Source organism: Nonomuraea sp. NPDC049480 (genome assembly GCF_044465905.1).
Classification (GTDB): domain Bacteria; phylum Actinomycetota; class Actinomycetes; order Streptosporangiales; family Streptosporangiaceae; genus Nonomuraea.
Genome location: NZ_JBITMD010000041.1, coordinates 1 through 21,425, shown reverse-complemented (window position 1 = coordinate 21,425; position 21,425 = coordinate 1). Strand labels below are relative to the sequence as shown.

Annotated in this window: 22 protein-coding genes and 3 pseudogenes; 8 read left to right on the top strand and 17 right to left on the bottom strand. The window is 67.7% G+C overall.

Annotated features, from left to right (window positions below; translation table 11 throughout):
* Nucleotides 1-51: 51 nt before the first annotated feature.
* Genes ACIBX3_RS56375 through ACIBX3_RS56365 form a run of 3 tightly spaced genes read right to left on the bottom strand, consistent with a single transcriptional unit; the run spans nt 52 to nt 791 of the window.
* Complete coding sequence (locus tag ACIBX3_RS56375; protein ID WP_397129081.1) at nt 52-231, bottom strand: hypothetical protein; 180 nt, start codon at nt 229-231, stop codon at nt 52-54.
* Between the two features lie 14 nt (nt 232-245).
* Nucleotides 246-374: a hypothetical protein gene (locus ACIBX3_RS56370; RefSeq protein WP_397129080.1), complete on the bottom strand. Its 129-nt coding sequence runs from the start codon at nt 372-374 to the stop codon at nt 246-248.
* 45 nt (nt 375-419) lie between these two features.
* Nucleotides 420-791, bottom strand: a complete 372-nt coding sequence (locus ACIBX3_RS56365; RefSeq protein WP_397129079.1) for a transglutaminase domain-containing protein — start codon at nt 789-791, stop codon at nt 420-422.
* Nucleotides 792-2,004: 1,213 nt separating this feature from the next.
* Between ACIBX3_RS56365 and ACIBX3_RS56360 the strand changes: the two genes are divergently transcribed.
* Entirely contained in the window at nt 2,005-2,478 is a 474-nt protein-coding gene (locus ACIBX3_RS56360; protein ID WP_397129078.1) for a hypothetical protein, read from the top strand.
* A gap of 112 nt (nt 2,479-2,590) precedes the next feature.
* Here the strand turns inward: ACIBX3_RS56360 and ACIBX3_RS56355 are convergent, their stop codons facing one another.
* From ACIBX3_RS56355 to ACIBX3_RS56330, 6 genes and pseudogenes are all read right to left on the bottom strand, one after another.
* On the bottom strand, nt 2,591-3,424 hold the full coding sequence (locus ACIBX3_RS56355; protein WP_397129077.1) for a transposase family protein: 834 nt from the start codon (nt 3,422-3,424) through the stop codon (nt 2,591-2,593).
* 77 nt (nt 3,425-3,501) lie between these two features.
* Nucleotides 3,502-3,702 carry a hypothetical protein gene (locus ACIBX3_RS56350; RefSeq protein ID WP_397129076.1) on the bottom strand — a complete coding sequence of 67 codons (201 nt, stop codon included), beginning with the start codon at nt 3,700-3,702 and terminating at the stop codon, nt 3,502-3,504.
* Between the two features lie 32 nt (nt 3,703-3,734).
* A complete protein-coding gene (locus ACIBX3_RS56345; RefSeq protein WP_397129139.1) occupies nt 3,735-4,253 on the bottom strand; it encodes a DEAD/DEAH box helicase in 519 nt (172 codons plus the stop codon).
* Between the two features lie 366 nt (nt 4,254-4,619).
* Entirely contained in the window at nt 4,620-5,900 is a 1,281-nt protein-coding gene (locus tag ACIBX3_RS56340; RefSeq protein WP_397129075.1) for a PP2C family protein-serine/threonine phosphatase, read from the bottom strand.
* Between the two features lie 509 nt (nt 5,901-6,409).
* Nucleotides 6,410-6,532, bottom strand: a complete 123-nt coding sequence (locus tag ACIBX3_RS56335) for a sigma factor-like helix-turn-helix DNA-binding protein (protein ID WP_397129074.1) — start codon at nt 6,530-6,532, stop codon at nt 6,410-6,412.
* 94 nt (nt 6,533-6,626) lie between these two features.
* Nucleotides 6,627-6,776: pseudogene (locus ACIBX3_RS56330) on the bottom strand (sigma factor); the annotation flags it as partial.
* Nucleotides 6,777-6,932: 156 nt separating this feature from the next.
* Here ACIBX3_RS56330 and ACIBX3_RS56325 point away from each other — a divergent pair.
* A complete protein-coding gene (locus ACIBX3_RS56325; RefSeq protein WP_397129073.1) occupies nt 6,933-7,496 on the top strand; it encodes a hemerythrin domain-containing protein in 564 nt (187 codons plus the stop codon).
* 463 nt (nt 7,497-7,959) lie between these two features.
* Here the strand turns inward: ACIBX3_RS56325 and ACIBX3_RS56320 are convergent, their stop codons facing one another.
* The gene (locus ACIBX3_RS56320) at nt 7,960-8,610 is read right to left on the bottom strand and encodes a response regulator (RefSeq protein ID WP_397129072.1); all 651 of its coding nucleotides are present in this window, start codon (nt 8,608-8,610) and stop codon (nt 7,960-7,962) included.
* The gene (locus ACIBX3_RS56315) at nt 8,607-9,713 is read right to left on the bottom strand and encodes a sensor histidine kinase (RefSeq protein ID WP_397129071.1); all 1,107 of its coding nucleotides are present in this window, start codon (nt 9,711-9,713) and stop codon (nt 8,607-8,609) included. Before ACIBX3_RS56315 ends, ACIBX3_RS56320 begins: the two co-directional genes overlap by 4 nt.
* A 111-nt stretch (nt 9,714-9,824) precedes the next feature.
* Here ACIBX3_RS56315 and ACIBX3_RS56310 point away from each other — a divergent pair, with 111 nt between their 5' ends.
* The 3 genes from ACIBX3_RS56310 to ACIBX3_RS56300 all read left to right on the top strand — a co-directional run bounded on the left by ACIBX3_RS56310 (nt 9,825) and on the right by ACIBX3_RS56300 (nt 12,362).
* Nucleotides 9,825-10,769, top strand: coding sequence for an ABC transporter ATP-binding protein (locus ACIBX3_RS56310; protein ID WP_397129070.1), 945 nt, complete (start codon nt 9,825-9,827; stop codon nt 10,767-10,769).
* A complete protein-coding gene (locus tag ACIBX3_RS56305; protein WP_397129069.1) occupies nt 10,766-11,530 on the top strand; it encodes an ABC transporter permease in 765 nt (254 codons plus the stop codon). The genes ACIBX3_RS56310 and ACIBX3_RS56305 overlap by 4 nt, the downstream gene beginning before the upstream one ends.
* 355 nt (nt 11,531-11,885) lie before the next feature.
* The gene (locus tag ACIBX3_RS56300; protein WP_397129068.1) at nt 11,886-12,362 is read left to right on the top strand and encodes a Scr1 family TA system antitoxin-like transcriptional regulator; all 477 of its coding nucleotides are present in this window, start codon (nt 11,886-11,888) and stop codon (nt 12,360-12,362) included.
* 65 nt (nt 12,363-12,427) lie between these two features.
* Here ACIBX3_RS56300 and ACIBX3_RS56295 read toward each other — a convergent pair.
* The 3 genes and pseudogenes from ACIBX3_RS56295 to ACIBX3_RS56285 all read right to left on the bottom strand — a co-directional run.
* Nucleotides 12,428-12,635: pseudogene (locus tag ACIBX3_RS56295) on the bottom strand (cytochrome P450); the annotation flags it as partial.
* Between the two features lie 419 nt (nt 12,636-13,054).
* The gene (locus ACIBX3_RS56290; RefSeq protein ID WP_397129067.1) at nt 13,055-13,501 is read right to left on the bottom strand and encodes a hypothetical protein; all 447 of its coding nucleotides are present in this window, start codon (nt 13,499-13,501) and stop codon (nt 13,055-13,057) included.
* 75 nt (nt 13,502-13,576) lie between these two features.
* Complete coding sequence (locus ACIBX3_RS56285; protein ID WP_397129066.1) at nt 13,577-14,305, bottom strand: helix-turn-helix domain-containing protein; 729 nt, start codon at nt 14,303-14,305, stop codon at nt 13,577-13,579.
* Between the two features lie 283 nt (nt 14,306-14,588).
* On the opposite strand from ACIBX3_RS56285, the gene ACIBX3_RS56280 reads away from it, so the two are divergent.
* The 3 genes and pseudogenes from ACIBX3_RS56280 to ACIBX3_RS56270 form a co-directional block, all read left to right on the top strand.
* Nucleotides 14,589-15,704 (top strand): serine hydrolase domain-containing protein, encoded by a 1,116-nt coding sequence (locus tag ACIBX3_RS56280; RefSeq protein ID WP_397129065.1) that lies wholly within the window; start codon nt 14,589-14,591, stop codon nt 15,702-15,704.
* 45 nt (nt 15,705-15,749) lie between these two features.
* Entirely contained in the window at nt 15,750-16,916 is a 1,167-nt protein-coding gene (locus tag ACIBX3_RS56275; protein ID WP_397129064.1) for a serine hydrolase domain-containing protein, read from the top strand.
* A gap of 43 nt (nt 16,917-16,959) precedes the next feature.
* Nucleotides 16,960-17,682: pseudogene (locus ACIBX3_RS56270) on the top strand (SDR family oxidoreductase); the annotation flags it as partial.
* Here ACIBX3_RS56270 and ACIBX3_RS56265 read toward each other — a convergent pair.
* The 3 genes from ACIBX3_RS56265 to ACIBX3_RS56255 all read right to left on the bottom strand — a co-directional run.
* Complete coding sequence (locus ACIBX3_RS56265; RefSeq protein WP_397129063.1) at nt 17,598-17,918, bottom strand: hypothetical protein; 321 nt, start codon at nt 17,916-17,918, stop codon at nt 17,598-17,600. The pseudogene ACIBX3_RS56270 and the gene ACIBX3_RS56265 overlap by 85 nt on opposite strands.
* Before the next feature lie 988 nt (nt 17,919-18,906).
* Nucleotides 18,907-21,012, bottom strand: a complete 2,106-nt coding sequence (locus ACIBX3_RS56260) for a peptidase domain-containing ABC transporter (RefSeq protein WP_397129062.1) — start codon at nt 21,010-21,012, stop codon at nt 18,907-18,909.
* Nucleotides 21,013-21,029: 17 nt separating this feature from the next.
* Nucleotides 21,030-21,425 (bottom strand): hypothetical protein (locus ACIBX3_RS56255; RefSeq protein WP_397129061.1); only part of this gene is annotated, 396 nt, incomplete at its 5' end.

Genomic DNA, 21,425 nt, shown 5'->3' with positions numbered 1-21,425 from the left:
ACGGAACGTCCCCCCGTCCTGCCGGACAGGGGGACAATGTACCCCCGCGCCTCACACCGGGCGCTTGAGACCCGATTCGCCGTCGGCCAGCACCATGGCCCCTTGCGGTGATGGTTCTTGCGGCTTGCGGATCACGGTATCCGCATGCGCAGGAGTGATGCCCAGCGCCAGCACGGCGGCCAGGCCGGCGGCTAAAGCGGCGGCACGGCGAGTCCAGGTACGGGTCTTCATACAGCACGCATCAGCTACTCCCCCGGCCTGGCGTGTTCATCGACGCGGGCGGCGCGGACGTCGCGCAGCCAGCGGTTGAGCGCTTGCCGGTAGCGCTCGCCGTCGCCGACGTCGTCGGTGGCGGCGATATCGGCGTTCGGCATCGGCTCGGGTCCGTCCCCCGGCCTCCACAGCGGTCCGCGTGGTTCCTAGGCCTGAACTGTGTCGGCGATGCCGTCCCATTCGGCTACGGCCAGTCCGGCGGCGGCAAGGGGCGGATCGTGGGTGGCGTTCACCAGTGTCCATCGGCCGTCGATGAGGACTTCAACGGCGGTATGGACATCCTGTCGCGAGGGCAAGAGCTGGCCTTCTGCCGGCCGGTCGGGCAGGTGATACGGCCATCGAATCCGCCGGGCCTGATAGCCGAGCGCCTGGAAGCCCTTGATCAGGTAGGCGGATTTGGCCAGACAATCGCCGCGCCCGACCGTCATCAGCGTCTTGGCGTCGTGGGCGCCGTCGGTGGCGTACGGCAGGTTCCGCACGGCCAGGAACAGCGCGATCTGCTCTGCGCGTGCATCCACGCGCTGACGGTAGCCCGGCTGAGGCCGCACCCGCACTACTCCACGCTGCATGGAAGGAGAAGCGCCCGAGCTGTGTCGCGGCTGGGTATCCACGGCAGCCGAGCTGACGGTTGGTTGCTGCTCGTACAAAAGTGACATATGCCCGGGCGCACGTTGCGGCGGCGACAGTGCACCGCCGCTGCCCCCCATCACGCCCGGTGCAGAGACGGCCGGGCGGAGTCAAGCCCCGGAGGGCTGAGCAGGTAAAAGCGGCGAGGTCGCGCAGTGTGCTGCATCGGCGACGTCGTGATCAGCAGCACGAGCGGTACGGCCGGATCTCCCACTTGAGACATACGATGTAGCCGGCCACATAGATCTCATCGGGCACCTGCCCACGACGAGACCGCCAGCGTCCAGCTCACAGAACTAATTCCGTGAACTCAAAACCTCGTTCGACTTTGACTGATAAGCGATTCGCCCTGCTTTGATACCGTTTTCAGCCTTTTCTCCAGGTTTGAGCCTCCGAAAGGCTTCACCAAGGCATCGCTGCTCCTTCAAAGGCACAGCTATTCGACCAGCTCGACCAGTCGAAGCCCGCAGGGGCGCGGCGATCCAGAGCAGCAGCTTGCACCGAAGGGTGTCAGGGCATTGATACTAACGCGTGGGCCAAATATCGGTTTGCCAGCTCCCGATGAGAGTGCTGCGGCGACACAGGGAAGGATGGGAGGTAGAGAAGTTTCCCCCTCCGGTGTGACTCCTTCTCCCAAGTATAAAGGCTAAAGCGCGAAAAGCCTTCCGATTCTACGCCTGCGACGTAAACTCGTGAGGGAAAGGGTCCCCTGCCCGCACAAGTGCGAGTGGTTCGCCGGCAGGGGACCCTTCCCTACTTCTTGTCGGAGGTGATGATGATCCAAACCGTCCAGAGTATTAGTTTGGCGACCTCAAGGGCCACATGGTTCCGGCGGTCTGGCTTGGGCACCCTCCGACGTCGGCGTCTGCGTTTCACACAGTCACTCCTTCCCCCGCCAGCGATCAGATGAGACAACTCCCGTGGATGGCGGGATTTCTTCGGTTAGTTTTTTCGGGCAAAGTCAGACTAGAAGGGGGGAGAGTCTCACACAAGACGCCCACAAAGGCGACCGGGGAGAGATTATGACCTCCCAGTTGCGATTAAGCATGCCTTGGGAGTAATGCGTTCTACCTGATCACATGATCATGTCATCAGGTACGTGACATGATCACCCACAACGGCGATACTGTCGCCATGCCGAAAGCTGTCGCAGAGCCGAAGAAACCGACCAGCGTCTACAACCTGAATCGACGGGTCCAAAGATCGGATCATCTCCTACTTCCACGATTCGGTTATGATGATTTGGACAGCATGTCCATCAGCATCACATATGTCCTTAATGAGCTGTCTCTATGCCGCAAGGCAGACGAGGAACGATTGAATCTTCATGATGCAGCACCGAACGTTGAAGCATTACTGCGCATTTTGATCCTTATTCAGGAGCTCAGGGCGAGCCTGGACAAGGCTGAAGCCGAGGCGATCAACGAAGCCCGCAAACTCCACGCTCGTTGGTCAGACCTCGCCGGACCTCTGGGAGTGAGCTGCCGCGCAGCTGCGGAACGTAGAGCCAGCAGGTTGCGCGATCGCGTGGCAGACAAGGGCGATGGGTTGTCTGATCAGTTGTATGCCAGTGACTAGTTCGCCAATGAGAAAGCTCCATCCTGTTTTCGCACGTAGATGTGGCTGGTGTGGTGGCGATCAGGTGTGAACGTCGTGGTGGCGGGGCGAGATCATGGAAGTAGATCGTCTGTCAGCGGGTGACTTCGAGGCGGGTGAGCACCAGCAGGGCGCGTAGCAGCGCGGTGGCGTGACGGGCGTTCAGGCGCAGCCGGGTCAGTACCCGCCAGTTCTTCAGGTCGCCGATGCCGTGCTCGACCGCGGCGCGCTCACGGTTCAACAGCCGGTTCGCGTTTTTTTGGGCCTTGGTGAGCGGGTTGTTCTTGCTGGCCTTGAACCCGGTGACGATCACCGGATCGTCGGGGTCGTCCTCCAACCCGACGAAGCCCAGGTCGGCCAGGGCGCCCAGGTCGAAGCGACGCAACCAGGTGGTGATCTTGTTGTGGCGGGCAGTGGTGATCTCGCTCGAGCGGCCTGGCTTGGCGGAGGAGATCCAGATCAGGTTGCCGTGCTCATCGGTGAGCGCGAGGAACAGCAGGCCGTGGACCTTGTGTTTGCCGTTGTAGTTCGTGCGGTTGGCCTGCCCGGTGCGGCGGCGGGTACGCACCAGGATGCCGTCCAGCAGCACGATCTGCCCACCGGCCTTGGCGATTTGTTTCAGGACGCGGTCCAGGCGCGGGGCGCGCGCGGCGAGCAGGTTGATGACCTCCAGCAGCCAGCGGCGGATGGTGGAGGCTGAGACGTTGTTGCCGCCGGCCATGTCGGCCAGGCGCTGGTCGTGGCGCAGGACGGCGAGCACGATGAGAGCGATCTTGCCGGGCGGCAGTTTCCGCCAACGCGAGCCGATCGCTTTGAGGTGGCCGCGGAGCAGGCCGGCGACCAGGGTGAGGGTCTTGGTGGACAGCGGCAGGCGGCACTGGTAGACAGCAGACGGCGCGTCCTCGGCGGGTGTTTTGGCTGTACTCACACACCGCCATGCCCCTGCCGGGGGCGCGCCACGTCGCCGCCGGTCAGGGGTGCGGGAGATTCCCTCGAGGATGCCGGTCAGGATGGCGGGGCGAACGCTCCGGCCGGAGTCTTGCGCAGCCAGCCCCGTTCGGCCAGTCGATTCAGCTTGGCCCGGGTTCCTTCTACCTGGCCCGGTTCGGTTGACAGTTCCAGCTGCTCGCAGATCGTCTTGACCGGCAGCGGAGCCTGGCCGGAGCACACCGCGGACAGCAGCGCCTGGTAGTCGGGGGGAAGCACGTGGACCCCTGCGGCCTCGTGCCGGAAGCAGATCAACCGGCCGCCGCGCATACGCCGGCCTCGGTCAGCAGCCCGCTCAGGCGGCCGGTCTGTTTGCGGGAGGCCGTGTAGACGATGCCAGGCATCGGTTCCGCGGAAACCGCGGTGACGATCTCGGCCGCGGGATCGTCGAGCATCCGGCGTACCTCGAGCGAGATGTTGGGCCGGTCGAAGCCCTGAACGATCTCCACGTGCTCGCGCATGTCCAGCCGCTCGGCGATCTCCGCCCGCACCGGCGGCGCCGCGGTGGCCGTCAGGGCGGCGATCACCGGGCGCCCCAGCGCCTGGGCCACCGATCCGAGCCGCAGGTAGTCGGGGCGGAAGTCATGTCCCCACGCCGAGATGCAATGAGCCTCATCGACCACCATGAGCGAAGGGGCCGCGGCCGCCAACTGGTGCATGACGTCGGGGCGGGCGAGTTGCTCCGGCGCGCAGAACAGGAACTCCGTCTCTCCCGCGCGAAGCGCCTCGAACGCCTCCGTCCGTTTACCCGCCCCAGTTCCGGCGTCCAGACTGACCGCGTCCTCGTCGCGGCTGCGCAGGGCCTCGACCGGACCCGCCCGTCATCTGCTCGTGGTCCAGGGCGGGAGCACCTGAGCAGGATCAAAACCATGAGCTCCTCTGCCGCACACGAAAGGCCGGCGGCGCGGCCGGTGGGAGTGGGGCGGCTGTGGGCCGCCGTCAGCGGCCGCCTGGCTCCCGCTCCCGTTGAAGCTCGCGGCTGGGATCGACGAGTTGCGGGTCGGCACGCGTGCGCGCATCCGCGTGAAGGCTCTGGGAACCTTCCGCCCGAGCATGGTCACCTGGAGCAAGAACCCCGTCACGTACGAACTCGGTCACGTTCGCGGAAGCGCTGACGCCGCCGCATGACACCAGCGTCACACAGCGCCTAGCTGGCGTTCCCGGTCCGGTTGCCATTCGGCCAGCAGGACGGTGGCGTCGTCTTGGAGCTGGTCGTCGTGGTAGGCCAGCACGCTGCGGACGAGCCGGCGCAGCGTTTCCGGCACCGGTAGGCCGTCGGCGTTGTGCCGGATCACGAAGTCGACGAAGCGGTGCAGCCCGAACTCCCTGCCGCGCGCGTTACGTGCTTCGGTGATGCCGTCGGTGTAGAGCAGGACCCGATCACCCGGTTCCAGCTGCTCGCGGCACAACACCGGCTCCAGTCCCAGATCCAGCCCCAAAGGGTGGGCCGGCGGGCATTCCAGGGTGGTGCTCCAGCGTCCGCCGCGGATCACCACGGGCGGGAGATGGCCCCGGTTGACCCAGCTCAGCACCCCGGTGGTGAGATCCAGGTCGGCCAGGACGGCGGTGACGAAGCGGGTGGCCCGGCCGAACTCCTCGATCAGCACCCGTTCGATCATTGTGCTGTTGGTGACCAGGTCGGCGCCCTGGCGGCGGTGGTTGCGGCAGGCGGCCATCGCGAGGTTGGCGGTCAACCCCGCCGAGACGTCATGGCCCATGGCGTCGAAGACGGCCAGGTGCGCGACGCCGTCGGCCACGGAGTAGTCGAAGGCGTCCCCGCCGATCTCATAAGCCGGCTCCAGCACCGCGCCGATCACGATCTGCGGTGTGGCACAGGTCAGCGGCGGCATCAGGTTCCACTGCATCTCCGCGGCCACGTTCATCGGCCGGGTGCGCACCAGCCGGGGATACGAGTCACTGTAGGCTCGCGTGCTGACCACCATCAACGCCACCATCGAGGCCAGGTGACGCGCGTTGGCGCCGATCTCCTGCTCGTCGCCCGCGGCGCTGACCCGCAGCACCCCAATGCGTTCGGTGCCGTCCAGCACAGGCACCCACGAGTGCTCCACAGGCTCCGTGTCATCCCCGTTGCCCTGGCCGTTCTTCTTGCCCAGGATGCGGCTCTCCTGAAAGGCCCGTCCGGCCAGCGTGCCGTCGATGCGCAGTTCGTTGTCGGCATCGCTGCCATCTTGGCCGGCGTCCAGGCCGTGGCCGGTCAACCGGCGTAAGACCGTCTGCTGCAGATCCGCCAGGTAGATCAGCACGTCGTCGAGGCCGGCCATGGCAGCGTGTTCGGCCACCAAGGTTGGAATCTGCTCAAAGGTAGCGAGGTGGGTGGCCTCCAGCAGCCCGGTGAGCATCCTTTCGAGGCCGGACGACTCCCCGCCTTGAGGCGCCGCGGTGTTCTGCACTGGCATTGGCTCATCGGCCTTCCCCCGCCTTTCCGCGACCCAGGCAGCATCAGGTGGGAGACACTGGTGGAATCCCGTGATCCAGGCGACCAGGGGGTGGAGCCCAGCTTGCCATGCTTCAGCGGCGCTTCACACCGCTCAGACCCAGGGCTTGCCTTAGTACGCGGATGCGCACCTCACCCAGGCGACGACGGCCGAGCCCGGCTCGAGATCCGCCGTCGTCGCGGATGGTCCACCGTCCCTCTCAACGACGGTCGACATGCCCCTCGACCACGGCGGAGCTGTAGGTAACGTGAGATCCGCGCGGGCGGCGTCGAGGTCGCGGCGCAGCCCTGCGATGAAATAACCACCCGTCCAGCACAAGCTCAACGCCATCGCAGATGACCTGGCCGACTTGATGACGCAGGTTGCCGAGGATCAGGAGGTGCAACGGCTGCACAGCGGCGTGGCCGAACTGCGCGCCGCCGTGGGCCTGGAGGAGATGGAAAGCGCCTGATCGCTCGCGATGACCGCGTTCAGCTGGCGAGTTCCGCGCGAAGCCGCTCAAGGACGGCGCGCAGAATACGGGAGACGTGCATCTGCGAGATGCCCAGCTCGGTGGCGATCTCCTCCTGCGTCAGATTGCCATAGAAGCGCAACAGCAAAATGTTCCGTTCTCGGGCGGCCCGGCACCTTGACCGCCCACGTGTGGTCCCGGAAGTGTCGTTTGACCTCTCCCGACATGGTGATGGCCGCATATCCGCGAAAGTCGTGGCCGAGACCGGCGTCGAAGCCCGCGATGGCCTTCATCAGGCCGAGGTAGGCGGCTTGGAGCAGGTCGTCCAAGGGTTCCCCACGCCAGCGGTAGCGCCGGGCGATGTCGGCGGCGAGCGGCAGATGCATCCGTACCAGCCGCTCACGACGCGCTGGCCTTCATTCGATCGGCGTTCCTGCTCCATTTGACGGCACCTTGCCCTTACGTTTTGAGTCCTCCGGGTACGGAGTTGCCGAAGTTACGGTCCGTCCAGGGCCGAACGGCTGCCGTCGCGGGGAGTGCTCATGGCAGAGAACCGACGTAGTGTCATCGACGTCCTCACTCAGGATCATCGTGAGGTGGAGGACATGTTCGCCGAGCTGACCGCCGAGTCGGATCCGGAAGCGCGCCGGCGGATCGCCGACGACGTCACCATCGAGCTGGTGCGGCATGCGGTGGCTGAGGAGATGCACCTGTATCCGGCGGTGCGCCAGTACGTTCCGGACGGCGACGCGATCGCCGACAAGGAGCTTTCCGACCACGCCGAGGTCGAACGGGTTCTCAAGGAGCTGGAGAAGACGGATCCGGCCGCCGCGGCGGACTTCGACACGCTGGTGCGCCGGCTGGTCGAGGATGTGACCACGCATGTCCAGGACGAGGAGAGCAACCTGTTCCCGGCACTGGCCAAACACGCCACCCCTGAAGACCTGCTCAAACTGGGCGAGAAGATCCAGTCCGCCAAGGCCAAGGCCCCTACCCGCCCGCATCCAGCGGCCCCCGACCGGCCGCCCCTGAACAAGCTGTTGGCTCCGGGCACGGGGCTGATCGACCGCGTCCGCGACTACCTGTCCGGCCGAGGCCGCGACTAGATCTGGATACGGCCGGCCCATTGCGCCGCGGCAGTCAACCAGGGGCACAGGCCGACATGAGAGGTCTCCGGTTCGGCGACCGCACGCCATGCGAGCGATGAATGATCAAGCAGCCTGAAGCTCAGCGGCGCGGCGGCCGCCTACGCCTGATCGGCGTTCATCGCCCGCCGGCATGGCCGCTGACCATTCGTGGATGCACATACGTCGCCGCTCATGTCCCTCCCCGGCAAGCCTCCGCCTTGTCATGTACGGAGTGATCGTTACGGAAGAGTCCGCACGCGTCGGATAGATGGTCCGCCTGCGGCCCGGCAACCCCCCTTTGCACGGAGTGGTCCCGCCGAGCGGTGGCAGGGCCCGGTCCAGGAGACGTGCCTGCACGCCGGCATGCGGAACAGGGTCGTCGGCAACCCGTGCGACCCCTCCAACGGCGATCAGAACTGGACGCTCAGGCTCGTGTGATCGGTCAGCCGAGGACGTTCTCGTGGAGCGCCCGCAACACCGCGTTCGTACGGTCCCGCGCCCCCAGCTTGAGCAACACCGTCGACACATGGTTCTTGACCGTCCCCTCGGCCAGATGCAGCGCCCGGGCGATCTCCCGGTTGCTGTACCCCTCCGCCACCAGCCGCAGCACCTCCAGCTCCCGCTCGGTGAGCCGCTGGATCGGGGGGCGGTCGTCGGTGGCGGGTGGGCGGCGGCGGCGGACGGCGCGGAGGAGGCCGTCGGTGATCGAGGGGGAGATGAGGGTGCCGCCGTCGGCGAGGGTGTGGATGGCCCGGGTGAGCTGTTCGAGGGTGACGTCCTTGAGGAGGTAGCCGCAGGCGCCCGCGCGCATCGCGTCCAGGACCAGGGTGTCGTTGTCGAACGTGGTGAGGACGAGGACCGGGGGTGCCTCGGCCGTGCGGTCGTGCAGGGCATCGAGGGCCCAGATGCCGTCGTGGCGGGGCATGCGCAGGTCGAGGAGGACCACGTCGGGGTTGTGCTCCTCGATGGCGGCCAGCGCGCTCATGCCGTCCTCGGCCTCGCCCACCACCTCGATGTCGTCCGTCAGATCGAGCAGGCTGCGGATGCCCTGCCGGACCAGGGTCTGATCGTCGACCACGAGCACCCGGATCATCGTGCGGGCATCCTGGCCGTGACACGGAACCCGTCGCTGCCGTCGAGGTGCACGTCGCCGCCGATCGCGCCGATGCGCTCCGTCAGGCCGCGCAGGCCGTTGCCGGGGGTGAGGTCAGGGCTGCCGCGGCCGTCGTCGACGGAGGTCAGCTTCAAGGTGTGGTCCGGGGTGCGTTCGAGGTGGATCCGCAGGGAGGTCGCGTCGGCGTGGCGGATGGTGTTGGTGACGATTTCCTGGACGACGCGGATGAGCGTCATGGTCAGCTCTTCCGTGGTCCGCACGTCGTCGTCGATCCGCACGCTGATGTCGAGGCCGGGGATGTCGCGTACGACGGCGGTCAGGGACTCGCGGAGGTCGGGCGCGTCGGCGCGTAACTGCCCCACGGTCTTGCGTACGTCGTCGAGCAGGTCCCTGGCCACCCGGTTCGCGCGCTCGACGTGCTTTCGGGCGCCGGCGCCGTCGTGGTGGCGGGCGACCTCCAGTTCGAGGGTGAGCGCGGTGAGCTGGTGGCCGATGAGGTCGTGGAGTTCGCGGGCGATGCGCAGGCGTTCGTGGGTGCGGGCGGAGTCCTCCAGGATGACGCTCGCCGCCCGCAGGTCGATGTGCGCCTCGGCCAGCTCGCGGCGCATCCGCTGCTCCCGGATGATCGCAACGGTGCTCAGCAGGGTCGCCGACTGGATCAGCAGGTAGAGGAGTGTGCCGAGGGCGGCCTCGGTGGCGGGGGCGCCGGTGCCGTTCAAGGTCAGGGCGATGACGGCGGTGTTGAGCGCGATCACCACCGGGCCGGCCCACAGCGGGAGCACGTACGCGCTCATGGTGGCCGTGAAGACCAGCAGGATCAGCAGCCATCCGGCGCCGGGCGCCGTCAGGACGGTGGCCCAGCCCAGCACGACGGCCAGGAGATAGGCGACCCGCGCCGTCCGGGGGCGGTGGTCGCAGACGGCGGAGACCAGCAGCGTGACCAGCAGCCCCACGAACAGCGCGGCCCACAGGGCCCGGGGCACCCGCATCCCGGTCTCACTGATCAGCGTCGGCGTGCCCACCGCGACGCACAACAGCAGGACCGCCAGGCCCGCCCAGGAGTCCGGCTCGATTCGCCGCATGCCATCACTCTACTTGCGGCCTCAGCAGCGCCGGGGGTGCCGAAAGTCATGGGTGGGAACGCTGACGAACGGCACAGGCTCCGCCGGCCTGCCCGTTCTAGCGTCGGGGTCATGCCTGGAACAATGTCATCCTTCGCCGTCGAGGCCGAGCTGCTGCACAAGCGGTACGGCTCGAAGGTCGCCGTCGACGAGGTCAGCCTGTCGATCGACGCCGGCGAGATCTTCGGCATCCTCGGACGGAACGGAGCCGGCAAGACGACCACCGTGGAGTTGATCGCGGGGCTGCGGCGGCCCGATCGCGGCACGGTCCGCGTCCTGGGGCTGGACACGCGGCGCGACAGGGCCCGGCTGCGGCAGGTCCTCGGCGTGCAGTTGCAGGAGAGCCACCTGCACGCCGCGCTCACGGTCGGTGAACTGGTGCGGTTGTACCGCAGCTTCTACCCGGCTCCGCTGGACGCCGGCGAACTGATCGAATCGGTGGGACTCACCGGGTCGCGCCGCACACGCTTCGCGGCCTTGTCGGGAGGCCAGCAGCAACGGTTGTCTATCGCTCTGGCGCTGGTCGGGCGGCCCAGGGTGGTGATCCTCGACGAGCTCACCAACGGGCTCGATCCGGAGGCGCGCCGCCAGATGTGGTCGACCGTGGAGGGCCTGCGCGACTCCGGCGTGACCGTGCTGCTCGTCAGCCACGCCATGGAGGAGGTCGAGCGGCTGTGCGACCGGGTCGCGCTGCTCGACGCGGGGCGGGTCGTCGCCCTGGATTCGCCGGCCGGACTCGTCCGCAGGGCCGGGTTCGCCCAGCGGGTGACGTTCAGGGCGGCCGACGCGGTTCCCGGCGGGCTCCTGGAGGGGCTCGACGGGGTCGAGCGGGTCCGCGTGGACGGCGACCGGGTGGTCGTCGAAGGCCGCGGCGATCTGCTCCAGACCGTGAGCGTCGGGCTCGTGCGCGCGGGCGTCGTGGTGACCGAGACGCGCAGCGAGCAGGCGACCCTGGACGACGCCTTCGTCGCCCTGACGGGGCGGCACCTGGAGAACGAGAAGGGAATCACCCCATGACGACCGTCGTCGCCCACCGCCCGGGGCTCCGGTCCTGGGCCGAACTGTTCGTCTGCGAGCTGAAGATGGTCGCCCGCGACACCGCCGGGCTGATCGTGCCGATCGGCCTGCCCATCCTCATCCTGGTGATGAACGCCTCCGCGGCCGGCCAGCAGGCGATCGCGAACGGCCGCACGGCGCTCGACGCGTACGTGCTGCCGCTGGTGTTCACCATGGTCGTGGCCACGACCGGCATCATCAACATGCCGAGCTTCCTGGCCTACTACCGCCGCAGCGGCATCCTGAGACGCCTCGCGGTGACGCCCGCCTCGCCGGCGATGGTCCTCATAGCCCAGGTGCTCGTCGGCGTGCTGCAGACGGGCATCGGCATCGCGGCCGCCTGGGTGCTGGCGCTGCTGGCGTTCGGTGCGAAGCCTCCGGTGCACGTCGGCGCGGCCGTCGGCGTGGTCGTCCTGACCATGGCCGCCATGTACGCCATCGGCATGATCGTCGCCGCCCTCGCCCCCACCCCGAACTCCGCCGTGGCCATCGGCCTGGCCCTGTACTTCGCGCTCGGTGCCCTCGGCGGCATGTTCGGCGGCCGGAGAAGCCTGCCGGACACGATCGCGACGATCGGTGAATGGCTGCCGTTCGGCGCCGCGGTCGAGGCACTGTCGGCCGCCTGGACCGGCGCGGCCGTCGACGCCACCCACCTGATCAGCCTGTCCGCCAGTGTGGTGATCGGGGGCGTCATCGCAGCGGCGTTCTTCCGCTGGGAGTAGGCCTGGGGGTGTTGCCGGCCGCGGCCAGGTGGTCGCGCCAGGCGCTCACCTCGCGCGGTGACGGCCGACAAGCGGTCGTGCCCGAGCCCATCAATGATCCACGTACGAAACCGTTCCAGGTGCCCGGTGATCTTGTGGGCGTCCTCCGCCGAACACACCCCGTGCACGGCCAGATCGAGGTAACGCTCCGTCCAGATGGTGAGGCTGTCATCCGCCGGATCAAGGGTCTCCGGCAGGCCGATCACCTGACCGGAAAATAGGAGCCTCAGCAGGGCGCGCGGCAGCCAAAACTCGGCCCCGTGATGGGCGGTGCTCAGAGCCGAGGTGACACGTGTCTGCCGGGAGCAGCCCCGCCGTGAGACGCCGACGCCTTGCGAGCGAGCTTCGCCGTCTACGCGAAGAGTCCGGCCTCACCGCCGAGGCGGTAGCCGAGCGGCTCGAATATGACCAGTCCTGGGTGAGCCGCATCGAGTCAGGACGACGGGGAATCCGCCCGAACGACCTGAAGGCGCTCCTCGACGTGAACGAGGTCTTCGGCCAGGCCCGCGAGGATCTCCTTCAACTGGCACGGCAGGCACGGCAACGCGGCTGGTGGCATTCGTACGGCGATGTCATCCCAGAGTGGTTCCAAGTCTTCGTCGGGCTCGAAGCTGAGGCAGCTCAACTGCGCAGCTACGATCCAGAACTGATACCCGGGCTGCTCCAAACTCCCGACTACTACCGGTCCTACCTGCTTGTCGCGCCGATGACGTCCAAGCCGGAGAAGGTCGACCGCAAGATCGAGTTGCGATCTCAGCTGGGGCGCATCCTGCCATGGACGGCGGCTTCGTGATCTTAGGCTTCCCCCGAAGCGGCCGATCCCGACGTGATCTACCTCGAAAGCCAGGCGAGTAGTGTCTATGTGGAGGAACGACCGTCCCACGCGTCATGGCGCAAGAGCAGCTTCAGCAACGATGGCGGCAACTGCGTCGTTGCCGGCACGGCCAGGCGCAGGCCGGGGAAGCGGTCGAAGAGCGTGGGCAGCGCGATGCGCAGCTCCACCCGGGCCAACTGCTGGCCGAGGCACTGGTGGGATGCCGTGCCCGAAGGTCAGGTGGCTCTGCGCGCGGGCGTCGTAGAGGTCGGAGCGCCGGTTCGGGTCTGCGGCCCAGCGGACCGGGTCGAAGCGCCCCACGATGCCGCACCCGCGCGCATCCTGGCCTCCTTGCCGGGATAGCGCCGAGCGAAGTGCGCCCAGGCATTCTCCTTGGCCTCCTGCTGCCGGGTGAGCAACGCCTCCGTGCCGGCCTGTATATCGCAGGCCGACGAGTTGGGCGTCGATCCAGGCGGGGTCCTCGCCGGGGCGCGGGAGGGAGACCTCGAACTCGTGGCGGCCGCGATGCCTGTAGGTGCGGGCGAACTCGTCCCTGGCGATCTCGCCGCGCGCCAGCCGGGACAAGCCCACGACCAGACCCATGCCGGCCAGGTCGCCGGCGGCGTTGACGCCGGTGAGCACGGCCTCGGCGTCGGTGTCGGTGTGGCCCATCATCTTGCGCAGCTTGGAGGTGTGAGGAGCAGGCTGGTGCCGCCTTGGCAGCCGCCGACCTCCAGCATGCGCCACGCGGTGACCGCGTGCGGCTCGATCTCGCCCGCGTACAGGTCGGCCAGTTCCGGCGCCGTGACGGCGGCGGCGATGCGCGTGCGCAGTTTCTCGCATCGCCGGCGGGAGGTGGCCAGGAACGCGCGCATGCCCTTCAGATTCTTCCAGATCCGGAGCCGGACGCGGATCGCCGTGGGCACGCCCTGCTTGATGAACTTCCAGCGGAAGAGTTTGACTCTGGGCACGTCGAGGATGGGCGGGATCTTGCCGAAGACGTCTTCGAGGACGCCGGACAGGCTCTTCAGGCCGAAAGCCTTGATCAGGGAGTACATGGGGGTGAGGTTCATGCAGAAGCGGCCGCCGATGTTGCCCACCATGTCGAAGCCGGGCATGGCCTCATGGATGAACAGGCGTCTCCAGGGGCTATTTCACATAGGGGCAAGTAGACCAGGGTCATCAACGCCGACTTACCCTTGCTCGCCGGTCTGTGGGGTGGCGTAGATCTGGCGCCAGCGTTCGGCCGAGCGCACCAGGTCGTCGCCGACGCGGGTGAGGAACTGGCTCATGTTCTCCAGCCGGACGCCGGCCGGGGTGGTCAGGCCGAGGGTGCGAGCGCTTTGCCGCGCGGTGCCGGCGAGCAGGGCGTTGGCACGGGCGCTGGCCACCATGGCCTGGTACCAGACGTCGTCGTCGATGACGTATCGCTCGGCCCGGCGCCGGGGGTCGCGTTCGCGCCGGATGAGTTCCTGGGCTTGGAGGTAGCCGACGGCTTTGGAGATCGAGGCAGGGCTGACCTGCAGGCGCTGGACGAGTTCGGCGGAGGTGAGGCTGCCACTGTCGGTGGTGTACAGGGCGGCCAGCACTTTGGCCATCATCTGTGGGATCCCGCTCTGCATCAGCAGGTCCGTGAGCTGGTCGGCCACTTCACGCACGGTTTGCAGGTCGCGTCCGTCGGCGTCGGCATCGCCGCGCGCGGCCGCCGGGGTGATGGTCCTGCGGCGGTGGACGCGCCGGTCGGCGGCGCGCTGGGCTTGGTCGGCGCGGTAGGCGCCGGGGCCTCCATTGCGCATCACCTCGCGGGTGACGGTCGAGGTAGGCCGATTGAGGCGGCGGGCGATCTCGGCGTAGGTGAGACCGTCGGCCAGTCCGTCGGCGATCTGACGCCGGTCCTGCTGGGTGAGCCTGTCTCCGGGCATGGCGTCCGCCTCCTGATGGCTCGACCGCGCGCGTGCGGCTGAGCGGATCTCGGTTGACGGACAGTGTGCATCCGACCGCGATGACATGCAACTCACAGCACCCTATGTTGCATTAACCGACAACCTTCATGCAACGAATATGCGCCTTTGAGCTGCTTGAATTCTGTTGCTTCGCACATTCGTGATTGACGATTCGTCGCATGCAACGTAACTTTTCCTTCGTCGCGAAGATCGATTGAGGAGCGGGGCGATCAGCCCCGCCAGCCCCCGAAGGAGACCCCACATGAACACCCATGCCACCGCCCCCGCGAATCTGATCGTCCCCGGCCAGGCCGAGGTTCAGCACCTGCTGGAGGCCGCCGTGACCGAACAGGGCTACCCCGGTGTGATCGCCGAGATCCGCAACGGCACGCGGCAGTGGTTCGGCTCGGCGGGCGTGGCCGACACCACCACCGGCCTCCCGCGCACGCCGCAAGAGCAGTTCCGCGTCGGCAGCATCACCAAGACCTTCACCGCCACCCTGATCCTGCAACTGGCCGCCGAGTACCTGCTGAGCCTGGACGACACCGTGGACAAGTGGCTGCCCGGCCTCGTCCAGGGCAACGGACACGACGGCGGCAAGACCACCATCCGGCAATTGCTCAATCACACCAGCGGCATCTTCGCCTACACCCTCGACGAGGGCATGCTCGAGCGCTACTGGACGCCCAAGCTGCTGGAGCACCGCTTCGACCAGCTGACCCCCGAGGACCTGGTGAAGATCGCGGTCTCCCACCCGGCCGACTTCCAGCCGGGCCAGGGCTGGGGCTACTCCAACACCAACTTCGTTCTCGCCGCCATGATCATCGAAAAGGCGACCGGCATGTCCTACGCCGACGCCGTCGCCTACCGCATCGCCCGCCCGCTCAAGCTGACCGGCACCTACGCCCCCGGCCACGAGATCGGCTTCCGCGGCCCGCACGCGCGCAGCTACTCCAAGCTCATGCTGCCCGACGCCGACGCGCCGGCTCACGACGTCACCGAGCTGAGCCCGTCGTACGCCTTCGGGGTCGGCGAGCTCATCTCCACCGCCGCCGATCTCAACACCTTCCTGGGCGCGCTCCTGAAGGGCTGGCTCCTCCCATCCGCTCAGCAGAGCGAGATGTTCACCATGACCCCGGTCCCCGACGGCAAGTGGCTGGACGGTTACAGCTATGGCCTGGGCATCTCCTCGGTCACCCTGCCCTGCGGCGTCACCGTGTACGGGCATGGCGGCATGATCACCGGCACCTGGTCCTACCTGTACGGCACGCGTGACGGCAAGCGCGTCGTCACCCAGAACGTCAACGGCGACTGGGGCGTGCCGCCCGCGGGCCTGTTCCTCGACGTCCTCGACGCAGCCTTCCGCCCCGCCGGCTGACCTGCCGCGCTCCTTGACACCCCTTTCCATCAAGCAGGAGTTCTGATGCCCACATTGATGACCTTGCGCACTCTCGTCACCGCGGTGACGCTGGCCGGAACCACCGCCATGGCGGCCGCCCCGGCGAGCGCCGTAACTCGTTCGGCGGTCCAGACTGTGCTGGACGAGACGGTGGCCGCCGGCATTCCGGGCATGGTCGCCGAGGTGCGTGACCGCGGCAGGCGTACCTTCGCCGCGGCAGGAGCGGCCGACACTACCACCGGCCGCCCACGCACGCCGCACGAACGCTTCCGCGTCGGCAGCATCACCAAGGCGTTCACCGCCACGTTGGTGCTGCAACTGGCCGCCGAGCGCAAGCTGAGCCTGAACGACACGGTGGAGCAGTGGCTGCCCGGCCTGGTCAAGGGCAACGGCAACGACGGCAGCAAGATCACCATCAGGCAACTGCTCAACCAGACCAGCGGGCTCTACAACATGTATCTGGACGAGAAGATGCTCTACAAGTACTCAGGGCCGGGCTTCCTGGAGCATCGCTTCGACAAGGTCAACCCTGAAGAACTCATCGCGGTCGCGATGGCCTACCCGCCGTACTTCGAGCCCGGCACCGCCTTCCGCTACTCCAACGCCAACTACGACCTCGCCGGAATGATCGTCGAGAAGGCGACCGGCAAACCCTACGCCGATCAACTCGCCCGGCGGATCGCCCGCCCGCTCGGCCTGTCCGGGACCTACCTGCCGGGCAACGAGACCCGGATCCGCGGACCGCACCCGCGACACTACTCCCGGCTGTGGTCAGCCGACCCCGACGCCAAGACCTACGACGTCACTGAGCAGAACGCCTCCTACGCCTGGGCGGCCGGCGGCGTCGTCTCCACCACCGGGGACCTGAGCCGCTTCCTGGCCGCACTGCACGACGGCACGCTGCTGCCGCCGGCCCAGCAGAAGGAGATCTGGAACACCAGCGTCTCGACCGAAGGGGCGGGCTGGATCCCCGGCACACGGTACGGCATGGGCACCTGGCAGCAGCAACTGTCCTGCGGTGAGACGGTCTGGGGCATGGGCGGCGCCATCAACGGCTCCTACACCTACGCCATGAGCAGCCGCGACGGCAAGCACACCGTCGTCACCAACATGAACGGCGACTGGAACAACCCGATCGCCGCCCTCACCAAGGCGGTCGAGGCCGAGTTTTGCCCGCCCCCATCCCGCTGACACCACACAACGCCCGGACCCGTCATCCCCGGCCGAACGACATCGGCCGGGGTTTCCGGTCGCCTTCGCCTCGGCCAAGGCGGCACTCACTGCGCTCGGCAAGTCCCTGGCCGAGGAATTCGGTCCCCGAGGCGTACGCGTGAACACCATCTCCCCCGGAGCGGTCCGCACCTCCATCTACGAGGACCCCGACGGCCGGGTCAGCAAGATGGCCGCTGCAGCCGGCAAGAGCCTCGCCGAATTCGTCCAACAGCTCGTGAAAGCCCAGAACATCACGACCGGCCGCATGACCGAAGCCGAAGAAGCGGCAGCCCTGATCGCTTCCTCCTGTCCGACGTGGCCGGAAACATCACCGGCGCCAGCTACGTCATCGACGGCGGTACGATCAAGACGGTCTGGACCGGAAGCATGCCGGCCGCTCGCAGACGGCGCTCGGCTTCTCCACCCACCTGACCGCCGAGCCCGCGATCGGCTGGTCCGGCGGCTCCGAGCCGGGCGAGCAGATCAACCTCTCCGCGGGTCCTGGGGTGGCGCCGAGGACCATGAGCGCGCGCGAGATCCGCTCGTTCGTCGACCGGCACTGGGCCGTGCCCGCCGCCTGATGCCGGGAGGCGGCGGAGAGCGAACGCCCCGGCATGGCGCCCTCAGGCGAGCTCCGTGCCGAGGGCAGGGGCGCCCTGATCAGTTGATGTCGTCGATCCACCATTCGTCGTGCCACTCGGTTACCGCCATATTCCCGTCGAATCGGATCGGCAGCCAGACGTAGTCGGCGAGCGACGTGTTGACCTCGGGAGTGTCGAGCCGGCGGGGCCATGTCCCGCTTCCACGGCTGCGAAGTACCGATCGAAGACTGTCGTTGGTCTGACTCCTTCTCGGACAGGTGCGGAACCAGCGGTCGGCGAGCGCGATGTAGAGATCCGGCTTGGCCGGGTGCCGGAAGACAGAGCTGAGCTCAGCCCAGTTCTCCAGCCACCCCCAGCCTTCTTGACCAGACGTCCCCATCGCGACGAGCGGTCGAACTGCCGAGCGATCATCAGGCCGGTAGGAAGCGGGCCGTCCTCACCGCCACATCTTTGGCCCACCGCCATGCCGCTCGCTGAAGCGCCCGCTCGCCCTCACAAGACCGTCGCGTCGATGTCTCCCGTGTATCGTCCCCCCGTCCCTCGGCTGGGAGATCTGCAACTGCCTGCCGAGCCGAGGACGCGGTCGTGACTGCGGACTGGCGGATCTGGCACATCAACATCTCGTACGCGCCGATGAGCGCCAGACTCGGCCACCCGGCGATCAATCGAGCGATCATCGTCGGCTCTGCCACCGCCACGTTCGCTCCCAGGCTGGCGAGACTGCTGACGATCAGCAAGGACCAAGCCAGCAGCCCGCCGCGCGCACCCTGTCGGCTGCCCCGCAACAGCGACATCGAGGCAGCGGAGCGATCAGCTCATGGGTCGCGTCAGGCGATCCCAGGTGTATGAGCTCGATGGCGCAGAAGGAGCCGCCGCGCGGCGGCTCCGGGAGCTCGGGGATGTAGGGGAAGCGCAACAGGCGCCCGCGCGAAGCGTACCGTTCACCTGTGCACGGATCGCGCCGAGCACCTGAATCTTGATCGTCACCGAGCGGGTCCGTCCGGGCGTGGGCGGAAGGCGGCATCGAGTCCGGAACGATCCAAGCGGGCACTTGCAAGCCCCGGCTGAGGCGACGAATGGCACGCAGCAGATCGTAGGTCTATCCGGGCATCTCCCCAAGCATGTCTTATTCGATCGCGGCCCGCTCGATCTACCTGGCCGCGACCGCAGGCCCGCGGTTCACGCCATCGGCCCGGTCACCCAACATCGCCGATGGAGTCTCGGTATCAGAGTTGTCCATTCGCTTGGTCGAACAGACCCGGAGGGTTTGGGCGGCGGCCGCGCGAAGTCGGCTGTTTCGTGAGCCGGTACAGCACCTGGGACCGCCCGTCGCTACATTCGAGCCATGATCCGGCGAGCAGGCGTGTTCAAAGCGGTGCCATCTGGAGCGACACCAGCTCGGCATATCGCATCCCATCAGAGATCAGATCGTCGTGGGTGCCCCACTCCACGATGCGCCCGTTGTCCAGGACGACGATCAGATCGGCGTCCCGGATCGTCGAGAGACGATGGGCGATCACGATCTGCGTGATCCCCAACCGGCTGAAGTTGGCCCGAATGCGATCCTCGGTGAGCGCGTCGAGACTGGAGGTCGGCTCGTCGAGCAGCAGGATGCGCGGTTCGCGGGCCAGCGCCCTCGCCAGTGCCAGCCGTTGCCGCTGGCCACCCGACAGGCGTCCGCCGCCCTCGCCGATGTGCGTACCGTACCCGAGCGGCATGGCGATGATCTCGTCATGGATCTCCGCCATCTGGGCGGCCCATTCGATCACGGCCCGTTCGATCGAGTCGTCGCCGAACGCGATCGCTTCGGTCACTGTCCCGGAGAACAGGTGCGGCTGCTGGGTGACCACGCCGACCTGCCGGCGCAAATGCCGCGGGTCGAACTGGTGCAAAGGAATATCGTCGAAGGCGACTTCGCCGTCGAAGGGTTCGATGAGGCCCAGCAGTACCCGCCCAAGGGTGGTCTTTCCCGACCCTGATCCGCCCACGATGGCCAGTCGCGCTCCGGGCCGGATCCGCAGTGTGACCTCGCGCAGAACGGGGAAGCGCGGGTCATAGCCCGCCGAGACGCTCCGGAGCGTGACCTGGCCTCGAAGAGCGGGCCGGAGGGTCCCGGCCGGTTCCGGGGCCGCCGCCAGCAGATCGGCCACCCGGTCGAGGTGGGCGAAGGCCAGATGGATCTGCTGCAGGGTGGCGAGCAACGAGGCCATCGGCGCGATCGCCGAGCCTGCCAGCGCCGCCAGAGCCATGAGCTCGCCCAGGCTTGCCGTACCGGACAGCTGAGTGGAGATCACCACGAGCAGGCCGAGGGAGAGGGCCAGCTGGAGCGCGTCGGTGAGGCTCTGTACGGTGACCACTTTGCGATCCCGCCGGGCTCCGGTTTCCAGCTCTCGCTGGTAGCGGGCCTGCCAGCGGTCGAAGGCGCTGTCTTCGGTCCCGCTGGCCTTGAGCAGTTCGATGCCGGACAGGCTCTCGATCAGGTTGGTCTGGGTGGCCGAGGTGGCGTGCAGAGCGGCGTAGGCAAGCTGCACCGACGGCTTGGCATACCACGCCACCACGCTCGCCTGCACCGCTGCCACCGCGATGGTGAGCGCGGCGATCCTCGGCGCTGCCGCCAGCAGCGCGATGAGGTAGGTCACCGCGGTGAGCAGGTCGAAGGCCAAAGCCAGCGACCGTTCTGCGATCATGTCCCGGATTCCGGAGATCGCGCTCAACCTGGTCAGCAGATCACCGCTGGTCCGGCGCTGAAAGAAAGCGTACGGCAGGGCCAGGACATGGCCGACCAGCCGTCGCATCAGGTGGGCCGCCATCCCCGTCTGCAGCCGGATGAGCAGGAATGAGCGTGCACGCGAAACCAGTACATGGGCGATGACGGCGAACGCCGCGGCCAGAGCCAGCGCCTCCGGCCCCACGGCGCTGCCGTCCACGACCAGCTTGGTCAACAGCGGCACGGCCAACCCGAAGAGCTGGACCCCGGCCGTGGCGAGAACGACGGCGAGGACCACCTTCCGCTCGGACAATGCTCCTGCCAGCAGTGACAGCACGGCACGCGCCGACGAACCGCCCGTTTGCGCCGAGGTGAGCCGCTCTGGGACATCGGGCACCAGCACCGTGCCGCTGTAGCCTTCGGCGAAGCGTTCGCGGGTGAGCCGCAGCCGGCCGAAGCCAGGATCGACCACCACGACACCACGGCGATCCACGCTTTCGACGACGACGAAATGGTCCTGCTCCCAGTGGGCGATGACCGGCGCGGGCAACGCGCCGATCTGCTCGGCGCTCAGCCGGAAGGCGCGCAGCCGCAGGCCGAAGGAGGCCGCGGCGGTGATGAGCTCGCGCAGCGTGGCACCGTCGGAATTCTCGGGAAGGTGTCGCCACACCTCGGCAAGGCTCGTGCGGCGGCCGAAAGCGCTGAGCACCATCGCCAAGCAGGCGGCCCCGCAGTCGGTCTGCGTCTGCTGCATCCGCAGTGGCACGTGCCGTTTTGTCGCTCTCATAGCCAGTGCCAGCGGATGTCGGCGGCTCGGCGCCGCTCGGTGAGCCACTCGGCATAAGCCGCCTGTGCCGCGGCGGCCAGTGCCTGGGGGTCGTCCGGCCGGGGAGCAACCCTGCCCAGCACCACGCCGGCCAGCAGGCCATCCTCGCCGTCGACGGGGCCCACCACGCGGCCCGTCGAAGCGGCGCGCAGCGGCTCCGGCAGCTCCGAGGCGTGCCCGGTGACCATGGTCAGTCGTAGCCGTCCGTTGCCGCCGCGGATGGCCTCCTCGGCCTGCAGCAGGAAAACGGCGGCCGAGTCCGCCCGCGCGATCTCCTCGATCGCCGTAGCGTCACGGCCGGTGATCCAGGCCGCCCGGATCTCACAGAACTCCTTCAGGTGGGAGGTGAGATA

Excerpts from the sequence above, each read along its gene's own strand:
- ACIBX3_RS56375 (WP_397129081.1), bottom strand. The coding sequence starts at position 231 with ATGAAGACCCGTACCTGGACTCGCCGTGCCGCCGCTTTAGCCGCCGGC.
- ACIBX3_RS56370 (WP_397129080.1), bottom strand. The coding sequence starts at position 374 with ATGCCGAACGCCGATATCGCCGCCACCGACGACGTCGGCGACGGCGAG.
- ACIBX3_RS56360 (WP_397129078.1), top strand. The coding sequence starts at position 2,005 with ATGATCACCCACAACGGCGATACTGTCGCCATGCCGAAAGCTGTCGCA.
- ACIBX3_RS56340 (WP_397129075.1), bottom strand. The coding sequence starts at position 5,900 with ATGCCAGTGCAGAACACCGCGGCGCCTCAAGGCGGGGAGTCGTCCGGC.
- ACIBX3_RS56325 (WP_397129073.1), top strand. The coding sequence starts at position 6,933 with ATGGCAGAGAACCGACGTAGTGTCATCGACGTCCTCACTCAGGATCAT.
- ACIBX3_RS56320 (WP_397129072.1), bottom strand. The coding sequence starts at position 8,610 with ATGATCCGGGTGCTCGTGGTCGACGATCAGACCCTGGTCCGGCAGGGC.
- ACIBX3_RS56315 (WP_397129071.1), bottom strand. The coding sequence starts at position 9,713 with ATGCGGCGAATCGAGCCGGACTCCTGGGCGGGCCTGGCGGTCCTGCTG.
- ACIBX3_RS56310 (WP_397129070.1), top strand. The coding sequence starts at position 9,825 with ATGCCTGGAACAATGTCATCCTTCGCCGTCGAGGCCGAGCTGCTGCAC.
- ACIBX3_RS56305 (WP_397129069.1), top strand. The coding sequence starts at position 10,766 with ATGACGACCGTCGTCGCCCACCGCCCGGGGCTCCGGTCCTGGGCCGAA.
- ACIBX3_RS56290 (WP_397129067.1), bottom strand. The coding sequence starts at position 13,501 with ATGCCCGGCTTCGACATGGTGGGCAACATCGGCGGCCGCTTCTGCATG.
- ACIBX3_RS56285 (WP_397129066.1), bottom strand. The coding sequence starts at position 14,305 with ATGCCCGGAGACAGGCTCACCCAGCAGGACCGGCGTCAGATCGCCGAC.
- ACIBX3_RS56280 (WP_397129065.1), top strand. The coding sequence starts at position 14,589 with ATGAACACCCATGCCACCGCCCCCGCGAATCTGATCGTCCCCGGCCAG.
- ACIBX3_RS56275 (WP_397129064.1), top strand. The coding sequence starts at position 15,750 with ATGCCCACATTGATGACCTTGCGCACTCTCGTCACCGCGGTGACGCTG.
- ACIBX3_RS56265 (WP_397129063.1), bottom strand. The coding sequence starts at position 17,918 with ATGGGGACGTCTGGTCAAGAAGGCTGGGGGTGGCTGGAGAACTGGGCT.